Source organism: Actinomadura syzygii (assembly GCF_008085905.1).
Taxonomy (GTDB): Bacteria; Actinomycetota; Actinomycetes; order Streptosporangiales; family Streptosporangiaceae; genus Spirillospora; species Spirillospora syzygii.
On the sequence record NZ_VSFF01000009.1, the window covers coordinates 313,889 to 333,036 of the forward strand.

Annotated in this window: 17 protein-coding genes; 8 read left to right on the forward strand and 9 right to left on the reverse strand. The window is 74.1% G+C overall.

The genetic code is table 11. The annotated features are described in order from the left end of the window. Nucleotides 1-53 precede the first annotated feature (53 nt). The 5 genes from FXF65_RS24215 to FXF65_RS24235 all read right to left on the reverse strand — a co-directional run bounded on the left by FXF65_RS24215 (nucleotide 54) and on the right by FXF65_RS24235 (nucleotide 6,909). Nucleotides 54-1,736, reverse strand: a complete 1,683-nt coding sequence (locus FXF65_RS24215; protein ID WP_148352302.1) for a bifunctional 3'-5' exonuclease/DNA polymerase — start codon at nucleotides 1,734-1,736, stop codon at nucleotides 54-56. Between the two features lie 128 nt (nucleotides 1,737-1,864). Then, nucleotides 1,865-2,371, reverse strand: coding sequence for a DUF4234 domain-containing protein (locus FXF65_RS24220; protein ID WP_148352303.1), 507 nt, complete (start codon nucleotides 2,369-2,371; stop codon nucleotides 1,865-1,867). Nucleotides 2,372-2,533: 162 nt separating this feature from the next. Then, nucleotides 2,534-4,048, reverse strand: a complete 1,515-nt coding sequence (locus tag FXF65_RS24225) for a metallophosphoesterase family protein (RefSeq protein WP_246199054.1) — start codon at nucleotides 4,046-4,048, stop codon at nucleotides 2,534-2,536. A gap of 354 nt (nucleotides 4,049-4,402) precedes the next feature. Continuing rightward, complete coding sequence (locus tag FXF65_RS24230; protein WP_148352305.1) at nucleotides 4,403-5,293, reverse strand: diacylglycerol/lipid kinase family protein; 891 nt, start codon at nucleotides 5,291-5,293, stop codon at nucleotides 4,403-4,405. Nucleotides 5,294-5,328: 35 nt separating this feature from the next. Then, on the reverse strand, nucleotides 5,329-6,909 hold the full coding sequence (locus FXF65_RS24235) for an FAD-binding oxidoreductase (protein WP_148352526.1): 1,581 nt from the start codon (nucleotides 6,907-6,909) through the stop codon (nucleotides 5,329-5,331). Nucleotides 6,910-6,983: 74 nt separating this feature from the next. Between FXF65_RS24235 and FXF65_RS24240 the strand changes: the two genes are divergently transcribed. The 4 genes from FXF65_RS24240 (at nucleotide 6,984) to FXF65_RS24255 (ending at nucleotide 10,664) form a co-directional block, all read left to right on the forward strand. Next, nucleotides 6,984-7,589, forward strand: a complete 606-nt coding sequence (locus FXF65_RS24240) for a TetR/AcrR family transcriptional regulator (protein ID WP_148352306.1) — start codon at nucleotides 6,984-6,986, stop codon at nucleotides 7,587-7,589. Further along, the gene (locus tag FXF65_RS24245) at nucleotides 7,586-9,151 is read left to right on the forward strand and encodes a glycerol-3-phosphate dehydrogenase/oxidase (protein WP_148352307.1); all 1,566 of its coding nucleotides are present in this window, start codon (nucleotides 7,586-7,588) and stop codon (nucleotides 9,149-9,151) included. The genes FXF65_RS24240 and FXF65_RS24245 overlap by 4 nt, the downstream gene beginning before the upstream one ends. A gap of 125 nt (nucleotides 9,152-9,276) precedes the next feature. Next, nucleotides 9,277-10,182: a ferredoxin family protein gene (locus tag FXF65_RS24250; protein WP_148352308.1), complete on the forward strand. Its 906-nt coding sequence runs from the start codon at nucleotides 9,277-9,279 to the stop codon at nucleotides 10,180-10,182. A 185-nt stretch (nucleotides 10,183-10,367) separates the two neighbouring features. Beyond that, entirely contained in the window at nucleotides 10,368-10,664 is a 297-nt protein-coding gene (locus FXF65_RS24255) for a WhiB family transcriptional regulator (RefSeq protein ID WP_075901375.1), read from the forward strand. A 311-nt stretch (nucleotides 10,665-10,975) separates the two neighbouring features. On the opposite strand, the gene FXF65_RS24260 is transcribed toward FXF65_RS24255, so the two are convergent. From FXF65_RS24260 to FXF65_RS24270, 3 genes are all read right to left on the reverse strand, one after another. Then, nucleotides 10,976-11,692 (reverse strand): phosphoribosyltransferase, encoded by a 717-nt coding sequence (locus tag FXF65_RS24260; protein ID WP_148352309.1) that lies wholly within the window; start codon nucleotides 11,690-11,692, stop codon nucleotides 10,976-10,978. 184 nt (nucleotides 11,693-11,876) lie between these two features. Next, nucleotides 11,877-12,863, reverse strand: a complete 987-nt coding sequence (locus FXF65_RS24265; protein WP_148352310.1) for a phosphotriesterase family protein — start codon at nucleotides 12,861-12,863, stop codon at nucleotides 11,877-11,879. Between the two features lie 39 nt (nucleotides 12,864-12,902). Further along, on the reverse strand, nucleotides 12,903-14,093 hold the full coding sequence (locus FXF65_RS24270; RefSeq protein ID WP_148352311.1) for a YihY/virulence factor BrkB family protein: 1,191 nt from the start codon (nucleotides 14,091-14,093) through the stop codon (nucleotides 12,903-12,905). Nucleotides 14,094-14,404: 311 nt separating this feature from the next. Between FXF65_RS24270 and FXF65_RS24275 the strand changes: the two genes are divergently transcribed. The 4 genes from FXF65_RS24275 (at nucleotide 14,405) to FXF65_RS24295 (ending at nucleotide 18,271) form a co-directional block, all read left to right on the forward strand. Continuing rightward, entirely contained in the window at nucleotides 14,405-14,590 is a 186-nt protein-coding gene (locus FXF65_RS24275) for a hypothetical protein (RefSeq protein ID WP_148352312.1), read from the forward strand. Nucleotides 14,591-14,872: 282 nt separating this feature from the next. Further along, nucleotides 14,873-16,525, forward strand: a complete 1,653-nt coding sequence (locus FXF65_RS24280; RefSeq protein WP_148352313.1) for a nitrite/sulfite reductase — start codon at nucleotides 14,873-14,875, stop codon at nucleotides 16,523-16,525. A 214-nt stretch (nucleotides 16,526-16,739) separates the two neighbouring features. After that, on the forward strand, nucleotides 16,740-17,450 hold the full coding sequence (locus tag FXF65_RS24290; RefSeq protein WP_148352315.1) for a phosphoadenylyl-sulfate reductase: 711 nt from the start codon (nucleotides 16,740-16,742) through the stop codon (nucleotides 17,448-17,450). 86 nt (nucleotides 17,451-17,536) lie between these two features. After that, nucleotides 17,537-18,271 carry a sirohydrochlorin chelatase gene (locus FXF65_RS24295; RefSeq protein ID WP_148352316.1) on the forward strand — a complete coding sequence of 245 codons (735 nt, stop codon included), beginning with the start codon at nucleotides 17,537-17,539 and terminating at the stop codon, nucleotides 18,269-18,271. Between the two features lie 5 nt (nucleotides 18,272-18,276). Here the strand turns inward: FXF65_RS24295 and FXF65_RS24300 are convergent, their stop codons facing one another. After that, entirely contained in the window at nucleotides 18,277-19,011 is a 735-nt protein-coding gene (locus FXF65_RS24300; RefSeq protein ID WP_246199055.1) for a DUF1707 SHOCT-like domain-containing protein, read from the reverse strand. Nucleotides 19,012-19,148: the final 137 nt, after the last annotated feature.

A 19,148-nucleotide genomic window follows, 5' to 3' on the forward strand; every position in this document is an offset into this window, starting at 1 on the left:
TGCGGCGGTCGCCGCGATTCCCGGTCCTGCTGCTGATAGGCGTAACGTCCGCGCTACTTGGCGTCGGAGTAGCGGTCGACGATCGCTATCTCCATTGGGAACCTTGCGGGGGTGTCGCCGAACAGGAGGAGGCGCGCCTCTTCTGCTGCGGCGCGGATGGCGTCGGCGACGTCCTCGGCTTGGGCCTCGGGGGTGTGGACGACGACCTCGTCGTGTTGGAAGAACACGAGGCGCGGTTCGTCGAGTGCGGTGAGGCGGCGGCGGAGGGAGCCGAGCAGGGCTAGTGCCCAGTCGGCGGCGGTCGCCTGGACGACGAAGTTGCGGGTGAAGCGGCCCCGGCTGCGCAGCGCCTGGGCCGCGGTCCCCCGGCCGGGCTCGGCGGGGCCGTCGTCGTCGCCCGCCGAGGTCAGCTCGCGCCACCCCGCGGACGGGGGCGGGCACGTCCGGCCGAGCCGGGACCGGACGAGCCGCCCGCTCTCCCCCGCCCGCGCCGCCGCCTCCACGTACTCGAACGCGGCGGGGAACCGGCTCTTCAGGACGGCGAGGAACTGCACCGCCTCGCCCGTCCCCCCGCCGTACATCGCGGACAGCAGGCCGATCTTCGCCTTGTCGCGGGCGCTCACCTCGCCGGAGTCGCGGAAGGCGTCCGACAGCGCGGCGTAGAGGTCGCCGTGCGCCGCCGCGTCGGCGAACGCGCGGTCGCCCGCCAGCGCCGCCAGCACCCGCGGTTCGAGCTGGGCCGCGTCCGCGACGACCAGCGACCAGCCGGGGTCGGCGACGACCGCCCGGCGCAGCACGCGCGGGATCTGCAGCGCGCCGCCGCCGCTCGTCGCCCACCGTCCGGACACCACGCCGCCGACCACGTACTCCGGCCGGAACCGGCCGCCGCCGACCCACGTGTCGAGCCACGCCCAGCCGTGCGCCGTGTGGAGGCGCGCCAGCTCCTTGTACTCCAGCAGCAGCGGCACCGCCGGATGGTCGAGCCGCTTCAGCACGTGCGCCCGCGTCGACGGCACCGGCAGCCCCGCCGCCGCGAACGCCTTGAGGATCTGCGTCGGCGAATCCGGGTTCACGTGCGTGCGCGGGCCGAACGCCGCGTTGATGCGGTCGGCGAGATCCTGCAGCCTGCGCGGCCGCAGCCCGCCGGACGGACGCGGCCCGAGCATCTCGGTGAGCAGCGCGTCGTGCTCGTCCGCCGACCAGGGCAGCCCGTCGTGCGTCAACTCCGCCGCCACCAGCGCCCCGGCCGACTCCGCCGCCGCGAGCAGCGCGAACCCGTCCAGTTCCGCGATCGCCCGGCGCTGCGCCGCGTGCACGGCGACGACCTGCTCGATGTCGTCGCCCGCCGCGTCCCGCTCTCGGTCGTCGTCGAACAGCGACGCCTGCGCCGCCTCCTCCCTGGGCGGACGGTCGGGCGGCACCGGCTCCCCGCGCAGCCGCGCCCACGCCGCGCGCACCGAGCGGGGCTCCCCGTACCGTCCGGCGTGCCCGAGCAGGAGGCTCTCGACCAGCTCCAGGTCATGGCAGCGCGCGACCCGCACGCCCGCGCGCAGCAGCCGCGGGTACAGCCGCGCCGTGGACGGCCACACCCAACGGGGCGCGCCGTCCCGCTCCCGCTCCGCGACGGCCGCGACGAGATCGGGAACGCGGTGCACGGGGCCGTCCGCCACGCCGTCCTCGGTGAGGACCCGCAGCGCACCCCCGCCCCGCCCGTCCTCCCCGACCGCGACCCTCACCCCCTGATTCTCGCCCCTGCCACCGACAGAACTCGGTCATGGAAACGGCAGAACCCCTCCGCGACGGGTGGGCGCGGAGGGGTTCTGGACGGTCCTGCAGCGGGGGCCAGGGCCGTAGCCCCTGAAGGTCAGGCGACCAGGGAGACCTGCTGCCCGGCCGGGGTGTCGCCGTAGCGGTCGACGACCTTGTTGAGCTGGATCTGGTAGTAGAGGACGCCGAAGCCGAAGATGCCGAGCAGGAAGCCGATGCCGCCGCTGCAGGACGGCTGGAGCCCGGCGGCGCGCTGCGCCTGGGCGATGCGGCCGCCGAGCTTCACCCACATGACCAGCGGCCAGATGCCGAGGGTGATGCCGCCGAACAGCATCGAGAGGAGCGCGTTGACGGCCGCGTTGTCGATGCGGCGGTCGTACTCGCTCAGCTCGTTGTGCACCTTGAAGAACCACACGAGGCCGTAGATGCCGAGCGTGATGATGGGCAGGCCGAGCCAGGCGCCGACGGGGTTGCGGCGCTTCATGTTGATGCCCGCGCCGACGGCGACGGGAGCCTGCTGCTGCTGGGGGGCGGGCGCGTAGCCGCCCTGGTGGGCCGCCTGCTGCTGGTGGTGCTGGCCCTGTCCCTGCTGGGGATAACTCATTAAGTCGCTCTCCTGGGAGGCGGTCGTTCTCCGGCCGACCGCCCGGTACCGTTCACCCGTTCGGTGACCCAAGACTGTAACGGCATCCGCGCACGTCGCGCGGCAGGATCGCCGACATTAATCGCAATCTTCGGCAGTTCGGGGCGAAACACCCCGCGTCGGCTAGCGCAGCGGGATGACGAAGTCGTCCTCGCAGGGCGGCGCCGTCTCGTGGTCGCCGCAGCCGGTCGCCGCGTAGCAGCGGACGCGCAGCTCCGACTCGGTGACGTCCAGCCGCAGGAAGCTCTTGAAGAACGGCGGGTCGTCCCAGTCGGCGAACTCGGAGCGGAAGCGCTGCGGCAGCTTGTGGACGGGGAACCGCAGCGCGCGCGGCCGCCGCCGCTCCCCGCGCGGGACGCCGAGCAGCGCGGCGACGAAGCGGGCGCGCCGGGACGGTGCCGGGTCCTTGTACCCGCGCCCCGGCTTGATGCCGAGCCGGTGCTCGACGGCGGCGGTGGCCTCCTCCGGGGTCAGCTCGAAGAGCTTCGGCAGCCGCAGCCAGCGTCCGTACAGCTTGCTGTAGCGGGAGAGGGAGTCGCCGCGCAGCGGGTAGCAGCGGAAGTCGCCCTCGTCGACGACGCGCGTGCGCGGGATCGTGTGCGTCGCGTGCATGAACGCGCCGCCGCCGCCGGACACGATGTACTGGATCGTCCGGCCGTCGGCGGTCTTGCGCGGGTAGCGCTGGTAGTTGTGGATGTCGCCGCCGATCGCCGCGACGTAGTGGTGCGCCGGGTCCTGGACGATCTCGTCGACCGTCCCGCCGCCCTCGATCGTGCCGGGACGGTGGTCGTCGTCCACGTACAGCGGTTTTCCGGTCACGAGCAGTTTGGGTTTCGGTCCCCCGGACACTTCCCGGAGCCAGCGGCCCTGGTCACGGTCGAGGGCGCCGGTGATCCCGGTGTCGATCCCGATGACGCGCAGCGCCGGGGTGTCGACCGCCCAGTACGGCCCCGGCTGGAGGGACCGCTGCCCCGCCCCGCCCCGGAACCGCTCCCTGGCCTCCTCCAGCACGGGCCCGTCGACCTCGCCCGAGCGCCGCCACAGCAGGCGCGGGACGAACGACAGCGGCCCGCGCCACGGCGGCGGCGCGCAGTCGGCGTCCAGGCCGCAGAACACGTGCAGGAACCCGCGCAGGCCGTCGTACCAGTCGTGGTTCCCGGGGACGGCGAAGATCGGCCCCGGATAGTCCTTGTAGGGCCGGAAGAACTTGTCGGGGTACTGGCCCGCGTCCCCGGTCGGGTAGATCACGTCGCTCGCCACGACCATGAAGTCGGTGTCGCCCGCGGCGTGCAGCAGCGGCGGCACGACCGCGTACTGCGACTTGTCGCCCTCGCCGGTGTCGCCGAGGAGCACGAACGAGAACTCCGGCTCGGCCCGGTGGACGGTGAACGCGGCGGGCGTCCCCCGCTCGCGGAGCGCGGCGACGCAGCGTCGGCGGATCGCGTTCGAGGGGTCGCCGAACCAGCGCGCGATCACGTCGTTGCGGGACCGCCACAGCACCCTCGGGCGGCGCCAGGAGAAGTCGGTCACGCGCGGCGGGAGCAGCTCGGTGAACGTCCCCGGCCTGCCGCACACCCAGCCCGCACCCGCCTCGGACGTGCGCGAGTTCTCGGGATCGGGTGGGACCTCGGCGAACACAGACGCCTCCGGGCGTGAGGGGGGATGCTCACAGCCTGTCCGGAGGCGCTCCGGAGCGTCAAGCGACATGCCGGGACGGCGCCGGAAGCGGTCGCGCGAGGGTGACGGAAGGGTTCCCGGTGAGTATGACCGTGGTGGACGCCGGCGCCACCCCCAGAGACGCCGACGCCACCACGACGCGGGTGTCCGCGAGCATCATGAGTCCCCCCAGAACGGCGAGCAGTCGCCTTCCCATGATGTCGTCCGCAGACAACCCAAGGTCCCTAAGCGGGACGTAACTGACGCTACCCGAGGGGCCGTAATGGACACGTAAATCGACCCAAACAACGGGCCAAGATCCGGAGACCGCCCAGCTCAGGGCGCGAGCACGCGCAGCGCGCCGGGCAGCACCCGCGCGGTGACCGGGAGCGTTCCCGGCAGCTCGCCGTCCGCGCCGTACGGGAGCGTCCGGCCGGACGTCCCGGCCAGCTCGATCCGCACCTCCCTGCCCCGCATCACCTCGACCTCGGGGCGGCGCACGTGCGTCCCGTCCTCCAGCTCGCGCATGACGGCGAAGAACAGGCGCTTGGGGGCCTTCTTGATCAGGACGACGTCGAGCAGGCCGTCGTCGACCCGCGCGTCCGGGGCGATGTGCTTGCCGAACCCGTAGTAGCCGGAGTTGGCGGCGACGACCGTGTAGCCCTGCCGGGAGTGCGCCTCGCCGTCCACGGTGATCAGGTAGTCGGCGGCCCGCCACGTCGCGATCGCGCGCAGCGCGCCGAAGTAGTAGGCGGCCGAGCCGCGCAGCAGCCGCGTCCTGTTGGCGTTGTCGTTGGCGACCGCGTCCACGCCCGTGTAGACGCTGCCGAGGACGGCCGTCCCGTTCGCGTCGATCGCGTCCACGGCGCGCGGCTCGCCCTCCAGCAGCAGCTTCGCCTGCTCCGCCGGGTCGGACGGGACGCCGAGCTGCCGCGCGAAGTCGTTGCCCCGGCCCGCGGGGACGACGCCGAACAGCGCGCCGGTCCCGGCGAGGGCGCCGCCGACGCAGCCCGCCATGCCGTCGCCGCCGACGCCGAGGACGACGCGCCCGGTCCCGGCGGCGGCGCGGGCGACGTCCGCGGCGTGCTCCAGGCCCCGGCTGTACTCCACGGCGACGTCGGCGCCCGCCTCCCGCAGCAGCCGGGCGAGCTCGATCAGCGACGAGGCGGACGCGGAGCCGCCCGCCGCCGGGTTGACGATCGCGGTGAACGCACGTGCCTCGCCCATACGGTCGCTCCTCACAGCAGGCTCAGACGCCTGGCTTATACGGCGGGCGGGACGAGCACGCCCGGGTTGAGGATCCCGGACGGGTCGACCCGCTCCTTGACGGCGCGCAGCACCGCCGCGCCCAGCGGCCCGATCTCCCGGGCGTACCAGTCGCGGTGGTCGGTGCCCACCCCGTGATGATGGCTGATCGTGCCGCCCGCGTCGATGATCGCGTCGCAGGCGGCGCGCTTGGCCCGCGCCCAGTGGGCGACCGGGTCCGCGCCCTGGGCCGACACGATCGTGAAGTACAGCGACGCCCCGGTCGCGTACACGTGCGAGATATGGCACATGACCAGCGGCGACGTTCCCAGGTCGGACAGCGTTCCGATCAGCGCCGTCCGGACGGCCTCGTACAGCGCCGGGACGTCCGACCAGAACGCGGCCGTCTCCAGCGTCTCCACGAACGCGCCCGCGTCGAGGAGCGAGTCGCGCAGGTAGGGGGCGTCGAAGCGGCCGTGCTCCCACTTCTCGCCGGGATCGGCGCCGAGCGGCTCGCCGCCCGCGGCGCGCAGCGCGTCCGCGGCGCGGGCCCGATCCGCCGCGACCCGCTCGGCCGCGCCCTCGAAGCCGAGCACCGCCAGGCATCCGGCGGCGGAGCCGCTGCCGATCTCGGCCGGGTCGGCCAGGCCGACCATCGTCTCGGTCTCGTCGGAGAGCCGCAGGACGGTGGGCATGGGGCCGTCCTGGGCGAGCCCGCGCAGCGCGGCGGCGCCCGCGTCGAACGAGGCGAACCGCCAGCCCTCGTACTCGCGCGCCTCCGGCACCGGCCGCACCCGGACGGTCACCGACGTGATCACGCCGAGCGCGCCCTCCGAGCCGAGGACGAGCTGCCGCAGGTCGGGCCCCGCCGCGGACTTCGGCGCGCGGCCGAGGTCGAGCGTCCCCTCCGGCGTCGCGACGGTCAGCGCGACGACCAGGTCGTCGAACCGTCCGTACCCGGCGGACGCCTGCCCGCTGGACCGCGCCGCCGCGAACCCGCCGATCGACGCCCACTCGTAGGACTGCGGGAAGTGGCCGAGGGTGTAGCCGCGCCCGCCGAGCAGCGCCTCGGCCTCGGGGGCGCGCAGGCCGGGCTGCAGGACGGCCGTCCGCGACACCTCGTCGAGGGAGACGAGCGCGTCCATGCGGCGCAGGTCGAGGGCGACGAACGCGCCCCCGCCCTCGGGCGCGAGCCCGCCGACGACCGACGTGCCGCCGCCGAACGGGACGACCGCGATGCCCCGTCCGGCGCAGGCGCGCAGCACGTCGAGGACCTCGTCGTGCGCGGCGGGCAGGACGATCGCGTCGGGCGCGGCGGAGGCGTCGCCGGCGCGGATGCGCAGCAGGTCGGACGTCGACTTGCCGCGCGTGTGCCGGACGCGCGCCTCGGCGTCGTCCGCCACGTGCGGGTCGCCGACGATCCGGGCGAGCGCGGCCAGGTCGTCCGCGCCCAGCCGGGACGCGGGGATGGCGACGTCGGCGAGCGCGGGCGGCGGCGCCTCGGCGGGACGCACTCCGAGCAGGTCGTGCAGCAGCCTCACCACCGGCTCCGGCAGCGCCGCCGCCCGGCCGGGGTCGCCCCAGCCGCTCCAGAGCATGTCCCGCGTCGCCACCAGCGCCTCCCCCGTCACCGGACTCCCACCGGACCGTTCCTGTGCTTACACTGTGACACATGACGTCGAATCGTCACAAGAAGCCCCGCCGGACGGCGGACGACGCCGTCCTCGACGCGGCCCGCGCCTGCGTGCTCGCCGTCGGGGTCCGCCGCACGACGCTCACCGACATCGCCCGGCGGGCGGGCGTGTCGCGGATGACGCTGTACCGCCGCTGGCCGGACGTCCGCACGATCGTCGCCGACCTCATGACCCGCGAGTGGGTCGGGCTCGGCGACTCGATCCAGCCCCCCGAGGACGGCCGCCCCGTCCGGCCCCGGTTCGTGGACGGCCTGGTCGCCGGGGTGCGCGCGTTCCGCGACCACCCGCTGCTCCGCAAGATCATCGAGGTGGACCCGGAGCTGCTGCTGCCCTACGTCCTGGACCGGACCGGCGCCAGCCAGCTCGTCTTCCTGGACGCCTTCGAGGAGGCCCTGCGCGCCGGGCACGCCGACGGGACGATCCGCCGCGACCACCCGTCCCGGCAGGCGCGGACGGTGCTGCTGATCGTCCAGTCCTACGTGCTGTCGGGCCCGACGATGATCGACGACGCCGACCCCGACCTGGGCCCGGACGCCTTCGACGCCGAACTGCGCCACATCCTGGAGAGGACGCTCGCGCCATGACCGCACCACCGCCGGGAACATCGCTCAACGCGGCGCGCCGGGAGCGCGAGCTCGCCGCCCTCCCCGACGAGGTCGTGGACGTCCTCGTCGTCGGCCTCGGCGCGACCGGCGCGGGCGCCGCGCTGGACGCCGCGTCCCGCGGCCTGTCGGTCGCCGCGATCGACGCCCGCGACCTGGCGTTCGGGACGTCCAGGTGGAGCTCCAAGCTGATCCACGGCGGGCTGCGCTACCTCGCGTCCGGGCAGGTGGACGTGGCGCACGAGAGCGCCGTCGAGCGCGGCGTGCTGATGCGGTTCACGGCGCCGCACCTGGTCCGGGCGCTGCCGTTCGTGATGCCGCTGACCCCGCTCGTGCCGCGCACCCGCGCCGCCGCCACGCTGGCCGCCTACCGCGCCGGGGACGCGCTGCGCCTCGCCGCCCGCACGCCGCGCTCGGTGCTGCCCGGCCCGCGCCGCCTGTCGGCGGTGGAGACGCTGCGGCTCGCGCCCGCGCTGCGCCCGTACGGGCTGCGCGGCGGCCTGCTGTCCTGGGACGGCCAGCTCGCCGACGACGCGCGGCTGGTCACCGCGCTCGCCCGGACGGCCGCCGGGCACGGCGCCCGGATCCTCACCCGCGTCCGCGCGGTCGCGCTCGCGGGCGACGGCGCCCTCGTCCGGGACGAGCTCACCGGCCGCGAGCACACGGTCCGGGCGCGCTCGGTGGTGAACGCGGCCGGGGTCTGGGCGGGCGGGCTCGTGGACGGCGTGCGCCTGCGCCCGTCGCGCGGCACCCACATCGTGGTGCGGGCCGAGACGCTGCGCGGCCTGACCGCCGGGCTCCAGATCCCGGTGCCGGGCGCGGCCAGCCGGTTCATGCTGGTCATGCCGCAGGGCGACGGCCGCGTCTACGTCGGCCTGACCGACGAGCCCGCGGACGGCCCGATCCCCGACGTCCCGGAGCCGACCGACGGCGAGATCGGCTTCCTGCTCGACATCCTCGGCTCGGCGCTCGACGTCCCGGTCCGGCGCGCGGACGTGATCGGCGCGTTCGCCGGGCTGCGCCCCCTCCTCGACGCCGGTCCCGGCGGCTCGGCGAGCACGGCCGACATCTCCCGGCGGCACGCCGTCCTCACCTCGCGGGACGGCGTCGTCACGATCGTCGGCGGCAAGCTCACCACCTACCGGCGGATGGCGCGGGACGCCGTCGACGCCGCCGTCCGCGCCCGCGGCCTCGCCGCCGGGCCGAGCGGGACGGCCCGGCTGCCGCTCGTCGGCGCGGCGTCCCGCGACCGGCTGGACGCGCTGGACGCCCCGGCGCGGCTCGTCCAGCGGTACGGGACCGAGGCGCCGCTGCTGACCGCGCTCGCCGCGGACGCCGACGGAGGCGGCCCGGCGCTGCTGGAGCCGGTCGTCCCGGGGCTGCCGGTGCTCGGCGTCGAGCTGGCGTGGGCGGTGCGGCACGAGGGCGCCCTCGACGCGGACGACCTCCTCGACCGCCGCACCCGGATCGGGCTGGTCGCCGCCGACCGGGCCGCCGCGCTGCCCGCCGCGGAGGCGCTGCTGCCGCGCGCCGCCCTGCGCTGAGCGTCCGAGGGGAACGCTCGACGAGTCCGCGGGGAAAGGTCCGGCGAACCTCCCCCGACCTGGCCCTCCGACGGTCTCTTAGGTTACCCTTACCTAATTGATCGTTTGTTCCACGGGGGGTTCATGTGACGCGCGGCAACGGCTGCGGGCATTGCCCGGGGAGCCACACCGGCGAGCGGCCGTGCCTGGCGAGCGCGACGGAGAAGGCGCGCTCCTGGCTGCTGGTCGAGCACCCCGGCCCCTGGCCCGAGCACGTCGCCGACCTCGCGGATCCCGCACCGGTCGCCGCGGCCGTCCGCGCGGCGAAGCGGGCGGGCGTGCGGCCCCAGCTCATCCGCCGTCCGGGACGCCGCCGCGCCACCCCGCCCGTCCAGGTCTACGCCGCCTACTCGAACGGCCCCGACGCCTGGATCGAGGCGCGCGAACTCGCCGACCCGGCCGAGTTGGACGGCCTCGACCTCGCCGCGCTCGCCGCCGGGCGCTCCCCCGGCCTCGGCGAGCGGCGGACGGCCCCGCTCCTCCTCGTCTGCGCGCACGGGCGGCACAACGCCTGCTGCGCTCGGACCGGCGCCCCGCTCGCCCGCGCCCTCACAAGGCGTTTCGGACGCATGGTGTGGGAGACCACGCACGTCGGCGGCGACCGGTTCGCGGCCAACCTGGTCTGCCTGCCGCACGCGATCTCCTACGGCGACCTCGGCGAGCCCGAGGCGGTGCGGGCCGCGCACGCCTACCTGCGGGGCGAGGTCGTGCTCGACAGGCTGCGCGGACGCGCCGGGACGCCGGAACCCGCGCAGGCCGCCGAGCATTTCGTCCGCGCGCACACCGGACACCTCGGGTTGGACGACGTCACCGTTCACTCCGTAACGGGAACATCTCCGTACGAAGCCGTTGTTTCAGTTCAGGACAGCCGTTACCGGGTCGTGGTCGAGGCCGTCCAGCAGTCGGCCCCCTGCGCACCCGACTGCGGCGAGAACCTCAGAACCTACATTGTTAGGGAACTCACCCTTCTCAACGCGGCTGCCCTCGTGTAATCTCGCTGAGGCCCCATTAGTGGGTCTCCCTGTCGCACGTCCCCAGGTTTCCGGAGTAACCGGACGGGGAACAGAGCGGCAACTCCAGACGTTGGACCATTCGGCGCTTCTGACTTCGCGTCACCTGAAGCATGTCGAGCGTCCATGTCCAGAAATTGTTCGAAACCAATCAAGGTGGGTGTTCCATGGCTCAGGTACGTCGGCAGGCAAACCTCCCTCGTCCCAGCTGGGGCTGGCAGGACGCCGCGGCGTGCCGGGGGGAAGACCTCGTCCTCTTCTTCGGTCCCGACGGTGAGCGTCAGCCCGAGCGGGAGATCCGCGAACGCAAGGCGAAGCAGATCTGCATGGGCTGCCCCGTCCGCACGGATTGCCTGGACTACGCCGTGTCCAGGCCCGAGAAGTACGGCACGTGGGGCGGTCTGAACGAAGACGAGCGCGCGTCCGAGCGCCGCCGCCGGATGCGCCGCGCCAACGCCGCCTAGCCGAGACGCGGACCGTCAGAAACGCTCCCTGTCGCGTACCCCGGCACGCCACCGAGAAACGACACGGCCCCGCCCCGCGGGGCCGTTTGCGTTGCCCGGGCCCGGCCCTCCCGAGGGGCCGGGCCCGGGCCGCTTCGTCACATGTGCGTCACATGTGCGTCACAACGGTCACGCCTTTCCGCGGAACCGTCGGGCTTTTACCGCAGGCGTCCCCCGCACGTGGCCAATTCCCGGAAATTCGCCACGCTAAATTCCGGCGTCTCCCGGCGCCGCGGGCATCTCCGGCATCCCGCGGACGCCCGCACCGCGGCTCAGCCCGTGCCGCGCCCCCGCGCCGCCCGGTCCAGCCAGGCGGTCACGTCGGCGTCGCTGAGCTGGTCGAAGTCGCGGTACCACTGGCCGACCGCGCTGAACTCCCACGGCGCCGCCGGCACGACCATGTCGTCCACCTCGGGCTCCAGGTCGTGGACGGTCTCCGCCGCCCCCACCGGGACCGCGAGGACGAGCCGCGACGGCCCCCGCTCGCGCATCGCCCGCACCGCGGCGCGGGCCGTCCCGCCGGTGGCGAGGCCGTCGTCCACGACGATCACCGGGCGACCGGCCGTCTCCGGCAGCGGCCGCCCGCCCCGGTAGGCGGCGACCCGGCGGGACAGCTCGGCGCGCTCGGCCGCGACCGTGCCGGCGAGGTCGTCCGCGCTGAGCCCGAGCCGGCGCAGCAGGCCGTCGTCGAAGACCGGGGAGCCGCCCTCGGCGATCGCCCCGACCCCGAGCTCGGGCTGCGGCGGATACCCGATCTTGCGCGTGACGAGGACGTCGAGCGGCGACTCCAGCCGCCGCGCCACCTCGTGGCCGACGGGGACCCCGCCGCGCGGCAGCGCCAGCACGACGGCGCCGTCGAGGCCCAGCGGGACGAGGCGCTCGGCGAGCACCCGGCCCGCCTCGGAGCGGTCGGTGTAGGGGAGCCGGACGGTCTCGGTCTGCCCCAGGTCGTCGCGAGCCGATCTGTTCGCGGGCCTGTTCCAGGACATCGGCGCACCCCCTTCCGGGGTCACCCCTACCCACTCCCCGCGCCGTTACAGGCGCGCAGAGCGTCCCATAAGGGCACGGAAGGGCCGACCTATGGGGAAACAGTCGGACGGCGCGTCAGACGCCCCCTGAGCCAGCACAGCGGGTACGCCGCCGCGTGCAACGGGGAACCAGGCGGGTGGGGCGTCAGGCGCCTGTGAGCCAGCGCAGCGGGTTGTCGCGCAGGACGCCCTGGAGCGTCGCGTCGTCGGCGCCCGCGGCGCGCAGCGCGGGCAGGAACGTCTCGAACAGGTAGCCGAAGCCCGTCCCGCCGTACCGGGTGATCTGCCTCATCCGGGACACGCCCGTGCTCAGCAGCACCCGGCCCGCGTGCCCGGCCTCCAGCAGGTCCATCACGGAGCGGACGCGGGCGCCGAGCGCGGCGTGCTCGTCCCCGGCAAGGCCGAGCGTGCCGAACGAGACGTACCCGCCGGTCTCGGCGATCTTGCGGTGCTGGCCGGGGTCGTCCACCCGGTCCTGCTGGCCGACCGCGACCCGGTGCGGGGCCAGCCCGGCGCCGGTGAGGATCTCCAGCTGGGCGAGCCCGGCGCGGCCGTAGGTCGCCACCGACAGCCCGGAGAGCGCGGCCGCGCGGGCGGCGGCGCGCAGGCACAGCTCCTCCGCCTCCGTCGGCGCCTCGCCCCAGGTCCCGATCTCGCCGATCACGCCGGGCAGCGAGTTGGTGCCGTCCATGCCGAAGCCGACCTCGGCGAGGAAGCGCTCGGCGAGCCGCTCGGCGGCGGACGGGCCGTCCGGCACCTCGCCCGCGGCGATCGCCTCGCGGACGTACGACGGGTGGAACGGCTCGGTGAACACGCCCGTCCCGGCGACGACCGCGACCCGCGCGCCGGAGCTGATCCGGGCGAGCGCGGCCGCGTTGCGGCCCATGCCGGAGCAGGTCAGGTCGACGACGAGGCCGAGCCCGTGGTCGCGGCGCAGCGCGGCCAGCTCCCGCTGGACGGACTTCTCCTCGTCCAGCCAGCGCCCGGGGTCGGACTCGACCAGCTTCGGACGGGCCGGCCAGCGCAGGTCCATCTGCAGGTGCTCATGGGACAGCACGGGTCCGGTGATGTCGGACGTCGGGATCGTGCCGGTCACGGTCCGCAGCCGTCCGGCCTCCGCACGGGGGGTCATGTCACGCGAGGCTACGACATGTTTGGCCTTTTCAAACCCCTAACGGGTTCTCTTTTTACCTTCCGGGGCGGCTTCGGCCCCGTTTTCGGAGGCGGCCTCCGCGTCGGCCGCCGCGTCAGCCTCGGCCTCCGCATCCGCCTCCGCGTCGGCCTCGGCGTCGGCCTCGGCGGCGGCCGCCGCGTGCCGCTCCGCCAGTTCGGCCCGCGCCGTGGCGGTGACCTCGCTCGGCCACAGCCGGTCGATCTCGGCGTTCAGCGTCGCCCCGATCAGCACCGCGAGCGCGGCGACGTACAGCCAGGCGAGCACGGCGATGGCGGCGGCGAGCGACCCGTACACCGACACGCCGCTGAACGAGCCGGTGAGGTAGATCCGGAGCGTGATGCTCCCGAAGATCCAGATCAGCAGCGCGAGCGCCGCGCCGGGCACCGCGCGCCACCACGCCGTCCGGACCGGGACGCTCACGTGGTACAGCGTCGCCAGGAACACGATCGACAGGGTGATCACGACCGGCCAGTACAGCAGCTGCACGGCCTGGGCGCTCTCCGGCAGCGCCTGCCGGACCAGCGCGGGCCCGGCCACCAGCAGCGGGATGACGACCACGAGGATCAGCAGCCCGACGAGGTAGAGGAAGAAGGCCCGCAGCCGGGTCCGGATCACGCCGCGGATGCCGGACAGCCCGTAGGCGATGGTGATCGTGTCGACGTACACGTTCGTCGCGCGCGAGCCCGCCCAGAGCGAGATCAGGAAGCTGACCGAGACGATGTCGACCCGGCCGCCGTTGATCACGTCGTTGAGCAGCGGGACGACCGTGGTGTTCACCGCTTCCGCGGTCAGCACCTGCTGGGCGTGCCCGATCACCCACGTGCGGATGTCGGCGACGGCGTCGGGGCCGATCGCGCCGCGCAGGTGGCCCATCGTGCCGATCAGCCCGATCACGAGCGGCGGCAGGGACAGCAGCGCGAAGAACGCGGCCTCGGCCGCGAGGCCCGTCACCCGGTAGCGGAACGCGCCCGCCGCCGTGCCCTTCACGAGCGCCCAGCTCACCTGCCCGGACGTGTGGGCGCCCGCCACGGCGCGGGCGCGCAGCCGGTCGCGCAGTCGCGGGCCGGGAGGGTGCGCGGCCACCGCGCCCGGGGCGTGCGGGGCGGGGGCGTCCTGGGCGTCCTCGCCCGGTCCGGGTTCGGAGTCCCCGGCCGGGGGGACGCCCGCGGCGTCGGAGACGGTGGTCACACCGCCCCACCGTAGAGCGTTCCGCGTCCGGAACATGCCGCATCGACCTCGCGAGTCTCCCGCGCCCGGCCCGTCCCCCGCGTCCCCCGGGCCCCTCCGCTCATCCTGGTGATCCGCTTCGCACGTTCCGTTCCGACCGCCTCCCCCGCTCGATCGTCTCGCCGGTCGGCGGCCCGTTCCCTGCACGTCCCTGTGCCCATACCCGCTTTGACGGGACGGAACGTCCAGCAGACCATGATCGTCTTTTACCCGGCGCGGCGGGCGCCCGACGGGTGCTCCGAGCATCCGCCACCATCGGCGACAATGGAAGCGTGATCTGCCCGTCCTGCCGTGACCGCCGCCACGAGGAGTGCCGCGGCGGTTCGTGGTGTGACTGCCAGCACGTGCGCCGTCCGGGTGCGGACGGCGCGACCCGGAGCGCCGCCGACGGCGCCGCGCCCACCGGGGCGACCAGCGACGACGCCGAGCCCCCGGTCAACTGGAGGCGGCAGGGATGACGCATCTCACCCGCCCGGCTCCCGGTCGTGACTGGACAGCCCGACAGAGGGCGTGTCAAAGTTCAGGTATGACTGCCGCGGACCCGTTGCTGGCCAAGCGCCGGCACGTCGACTTCCTCCGCGTCCGCAGCGCGATCTGTCGGTGACGCTCCGACCACGCCCCTGCTCAACAGGCGCGTGGCGCATCGGCGTCATCGTTGAATCCCCTCCTGCTCAGCGTCGAGCCGGCCGCTTTGACTGCCGGTGCGCTACGCGTCCCACTCTCAGACGAGGACGCGCGCCGTGCCACCCGCGATCAAGCGCAAGAAGGCCGAGGGCCAGTGGGCCCTCGGTTACCGGGAACCGCTCAACAAGAACGAGGAGAACAAGAAGAACGACGACGGGCTGAACGTCCGCCGCCGCATCATCGAGATCTACTCCAAGGCCGGCTTCGACTCGATCGACCCCGCCGACCTGCGCGGCCGCTTCCGCTGGATGGGCCTCTACACCCAGCGCAAGCCCGGCATCGACGGCGGCCGCACCGGCGCCCTGGAGGACGAGGAGCTCGAAGACCGCTACTTCATGCTCCGGGTGCGGATCGACGGCGGCCAGCTCAGCGGGCCGCAGCTGCGCGCCGTCGCCGACGTCTCCACGCGGTACGCCCGCGGCACCGCCGACGTCACCGACCGGCAGAACGTCCAGCTGCACTGGGTGCGGATCGAGGACGTCCCGGCGATCTGGGAGGCGCTCGAGGCGGTCGGGCTGCACACCATGGAGGCGTGCGGGGACGTCCCGCGCGTCATCATCGGCTGCCCGCTCGCCGGGATCGCGGCCGACGAGGTGATCGACGCGACGCCGCAGCTCCGCGACGTCCACGACCGCTACATCGGGTCGCCCGAGTTCTCCAACCTGCCGCGCAAGTTCAAGACGGCCATGTCGGGGTGCACCGCGCACTGCACTGTCCACGAGATCAACGACATCGCGTTCGTGGGCGTCGTGAACGAGGCGGGCGAGACCGGCTACCAGCTCTTCGTCGGCGGCGGCCTGTCCACCAACCCGATGTTCGCGCAGAGCCTCGGCGTGTTCGTGAAGCCGGAGCAGGCCACGGAGGTGTGGCACGGCGTCACGTCGATCTTCCGTGACTACGGTTACCGGCGGCTGCGCAGCCGCGCCCGGTTGAAGTTCCTGATGAAGGACTGGGGCGCGCAGAAGTTCCGCGAGGTGCTGGAGAAGGAGTACCTCGGGTACGCGCTGCCCGACGGCCCCGAGCCCGCCGCGCCGCTCCCCCGCCGCGACCACGTCGGCATCCACCCGCAGCGGGACGGCAACTTCTACGTCGGGTTCGCGCCGCGCGTCGGCCGGGTGAGCGGCGAGCTGCTCGGCGTCATCGGCGACCTCGCCGAGCGGTACGGCTCCGGCCGGGTCCGGACGACCATCGAGCAGAAGATGGTCATCCTGGACGTCCCGGAGGAGAAGACCGAGGAGCTGGCCGACGAGCTGGCCAGGCACGACCTCCAGGTGCGGCCGTCCACGTTCCGGCGGCAGACGATGGCGTGCACGGGCATCGAGTACTGCAAGCTCGCGATCACCGACACCAAGCAGCGCTCCATGGACCTGATCGACGAGTTGGAGGAGCGGCTCCCCGACTTCGACCAGCCGCTGACGATCAACGTCAACGGCTGCCCGAACGCGTGCGCCCGCATCCAGGTCGCCGACATCGGGCTGAAGGGCCAGCTCGTCCTGGACGAGAACGGCGACCAGGTCGAGGGCTTCCAGATCCACCTCGGCGGCCAGCTCGGCGCCTCGTTCGGCAAGAAGGTCCGCGGGCTGAAGACGACGTCGGCCGGGCTGACCGACTACGTCGAGCGGGTCGTCCGCGCCTACGACAAGCAGCGCGGCGAGGGCGAGTCCTTCGCCGACTGGGTGCGGCGCGCCGACGAAGCCGATCTCCAATGACGAGCGAAGCGAACCAGGGGGCGCCGGGGGGCGGCCCCCGGCACGGCGGTGGAGGCGAGCGCATGGCGCCCTTCTACTGCCCCTACTGCGGTGAGGAGAGCCTGGAGCCCCGTGAAGAGCACGGGTCCTGGTTCTGCCCTGACTGCGTCCGTTCCTTCACGTTGAAATTCCTCGGTGTCGGAGCTCCCCGCACCGCGAGCAAGGAGGTCCCTCGGTGACTCTTCTGGAGACCGACAGACCCGCACTCGATCTCGAAGACATCGTCGAGTCCGCCGCCGCCGCGCTGGAGGGGGCCTCCACGCTGGAGGTCATCCGCTGGGCGTCCGCGACGTTCGGCGACCGCATCTGCCTCACCTCGTCCATGTCGGACGCCGCGCTGATCCACCTCGTGTCGAAGGTGAAGCCGGGCATCGACGTCCTGTTCGTCGACACCGGCTACCACTTCGCCGAGACGATCGGGACGCGCGACGCCGTCGAGGCCGTGTACCCGGTGAACGTGATCAACGTGACGCCGTCCCGGACCGTCGAGGAGCAGGAGGCCGCGCTCGGCCCTCGGCTGTTCGGCCGCAACCCCGACCTGTGCTGCCACCTGCGCAAGGTCGAGCCGCTCGGCCGGGCCCTTGAGGGGTACATGGCGTGGTTCAGCGGCATCCGCCGGGACGAGACGGCGAGCCGCCGCGACCGCAGGGTCGTCGAGTGGGACCGCAAGCGCGGCATGGTCAAGGTCAACCCGATCCTGGACTGGTCGCAGGACGACATCGACAACTACATCGAGGACAACGGGGTGCTCGTCAACCCGCTGCACTACGACGGATACCCGTCGATCGGGTGCGCGCCGTGCACCCGTCCGGTCGCGGCCGGAGAGGACCCGCGCAGCGGCCGGTGGGCCGGGATGGGCAAGACCGAGTGCGGTATCCACCTGTGAGTTCCCCGCACCGCACGGGTTCACACGGCACGGGTTCACACGGCACGGGTCCACACGGCACGGGTCCGTACAGCGCGGGCCGTCCGATGGTGGCGGTCGCGCACGGCAGCCGCGACCCGCGCGCCGCCGCGACCGTCGCCGCGCTGCTCGACGCCGTCCGGGCGCGGCGGCCGGACGTGCCCGTGCACGCCTCGTTCCTCGACCACGCGCCGCCCGCGCCCGACCGCGTCCTGGACGGCCTGGCCCGCGACGGCGCGGACGAGGCGGTCGTCCTGCCCCTCCTCCTCACGGCCGCCTACCACAGCAAGACCGACATCCCGGGCGTGCTGAACCGGGTCCGGGCCCTGCACCCGCGGCTCCGCCTCCGGACGGCCGGGACGCTCGGCCCCGACCCGCTGCTGATCGACGCCCTGGAGCGCCGCCTGTCCGGCGCCGGGGTGGAGGTCGGCGACCCGGACACGGCCGTCGTGCTGGTGTCGGCCGGGTCCAGCGACCCGGCGGCGAACGCCGTCATCGCGCGGCTCGCCCGGGAGTGGCGGGCGCGCGGCTGGCGGGGCGTCGTCCCGGCCTACGCGTCGGCGACGCGTCCCCGTCCGGCGGAGGCGGTGGCGGCGCTGCTCGACGCGGGCGTCCCGCGGGTGGCGGTGGCGTCGTACTTCCTGGCCCCCGGCTACTTCGCCGACAAGGTCCGGGCGGAGACCCTGGCCGCGGGTGCGGCGGCGGTGTCCCCCGCGCTGGGCGCCGCCCCGGAGGTCGCGGACCTGGTCGTCCGGCGCTACACCGAGGCGTTGGAGACGGCTCGAACGGCCGTGGCCGGGTAACGGCGTCAGGCGCGGTCGCGCCACCAGGAGGCGACCGCGCGGCGCAGCGGCGCGTGGTGCTGGTCGTCGACGATCTTGATGTCGCCCATCACGGCGTTCGCGGTGACGCGGACGACGGGCACCCGCGCCCCCGGATGCGGGTCGCGGACGTTGACCTTGCGGTCGCCGAGGAAGGCGCGGCCGGTCAGCTCGACGGTGACGCCGTCCGGGACGATGATCTTGACGTCGCCCATCACGGCGGTGGCGGTGATGTCGACGACGCCGCTCGGCACCTGCGCGCCGCGCAGGTCGAGCTCGACGTCGCCCATCACCGAGACGGCCTCCAGCGGGCCGTCGATGCGGCCGACGATGCGCTCCTTGCAGTCGCCCATGACGGCGCTGAACTTGCGCTGGACCTGGACGGGCGCCGGGTTCGCGCCGGGCGCGCCCATGCCGGGAAGGTCGGCGGTGATGCGGTCGAGGTCGCCGCGGGTGACGGCGGCGTAGGCGGCCTCGGTCCGCTCGGTGAGCTCCTCGAAGGTGAGCCGCCCCTCGACGGAGGCGATCCGCAGCCGCTCGACGGCCGCCTCGCGCTCGGCGTCCGAGGCGCGGATGACCTCCGGCCCCGGTTCCGGGGCCTGCCCCGGAACCGCATCGAGCCCGGCGTCGGACGCCGCGACCTCGACCGGGCGCGGGCCCGGCCGCAGGTCCGGCGGGCGCCACGTGGACTGCCGCTCCGGCTGCGGACTGGACTGACTCATGGTTCGACGGTATGCCCCCGGCGCCCTGGGACAATCCGCCGCGCGGACGAGATCGTCCCACCACTTCAGGAGGATGGACGCGGTCACCCTCCGCAGGCATGACCGGCCCCGGCCGAACGCGGTTCTGTATCCTGCCG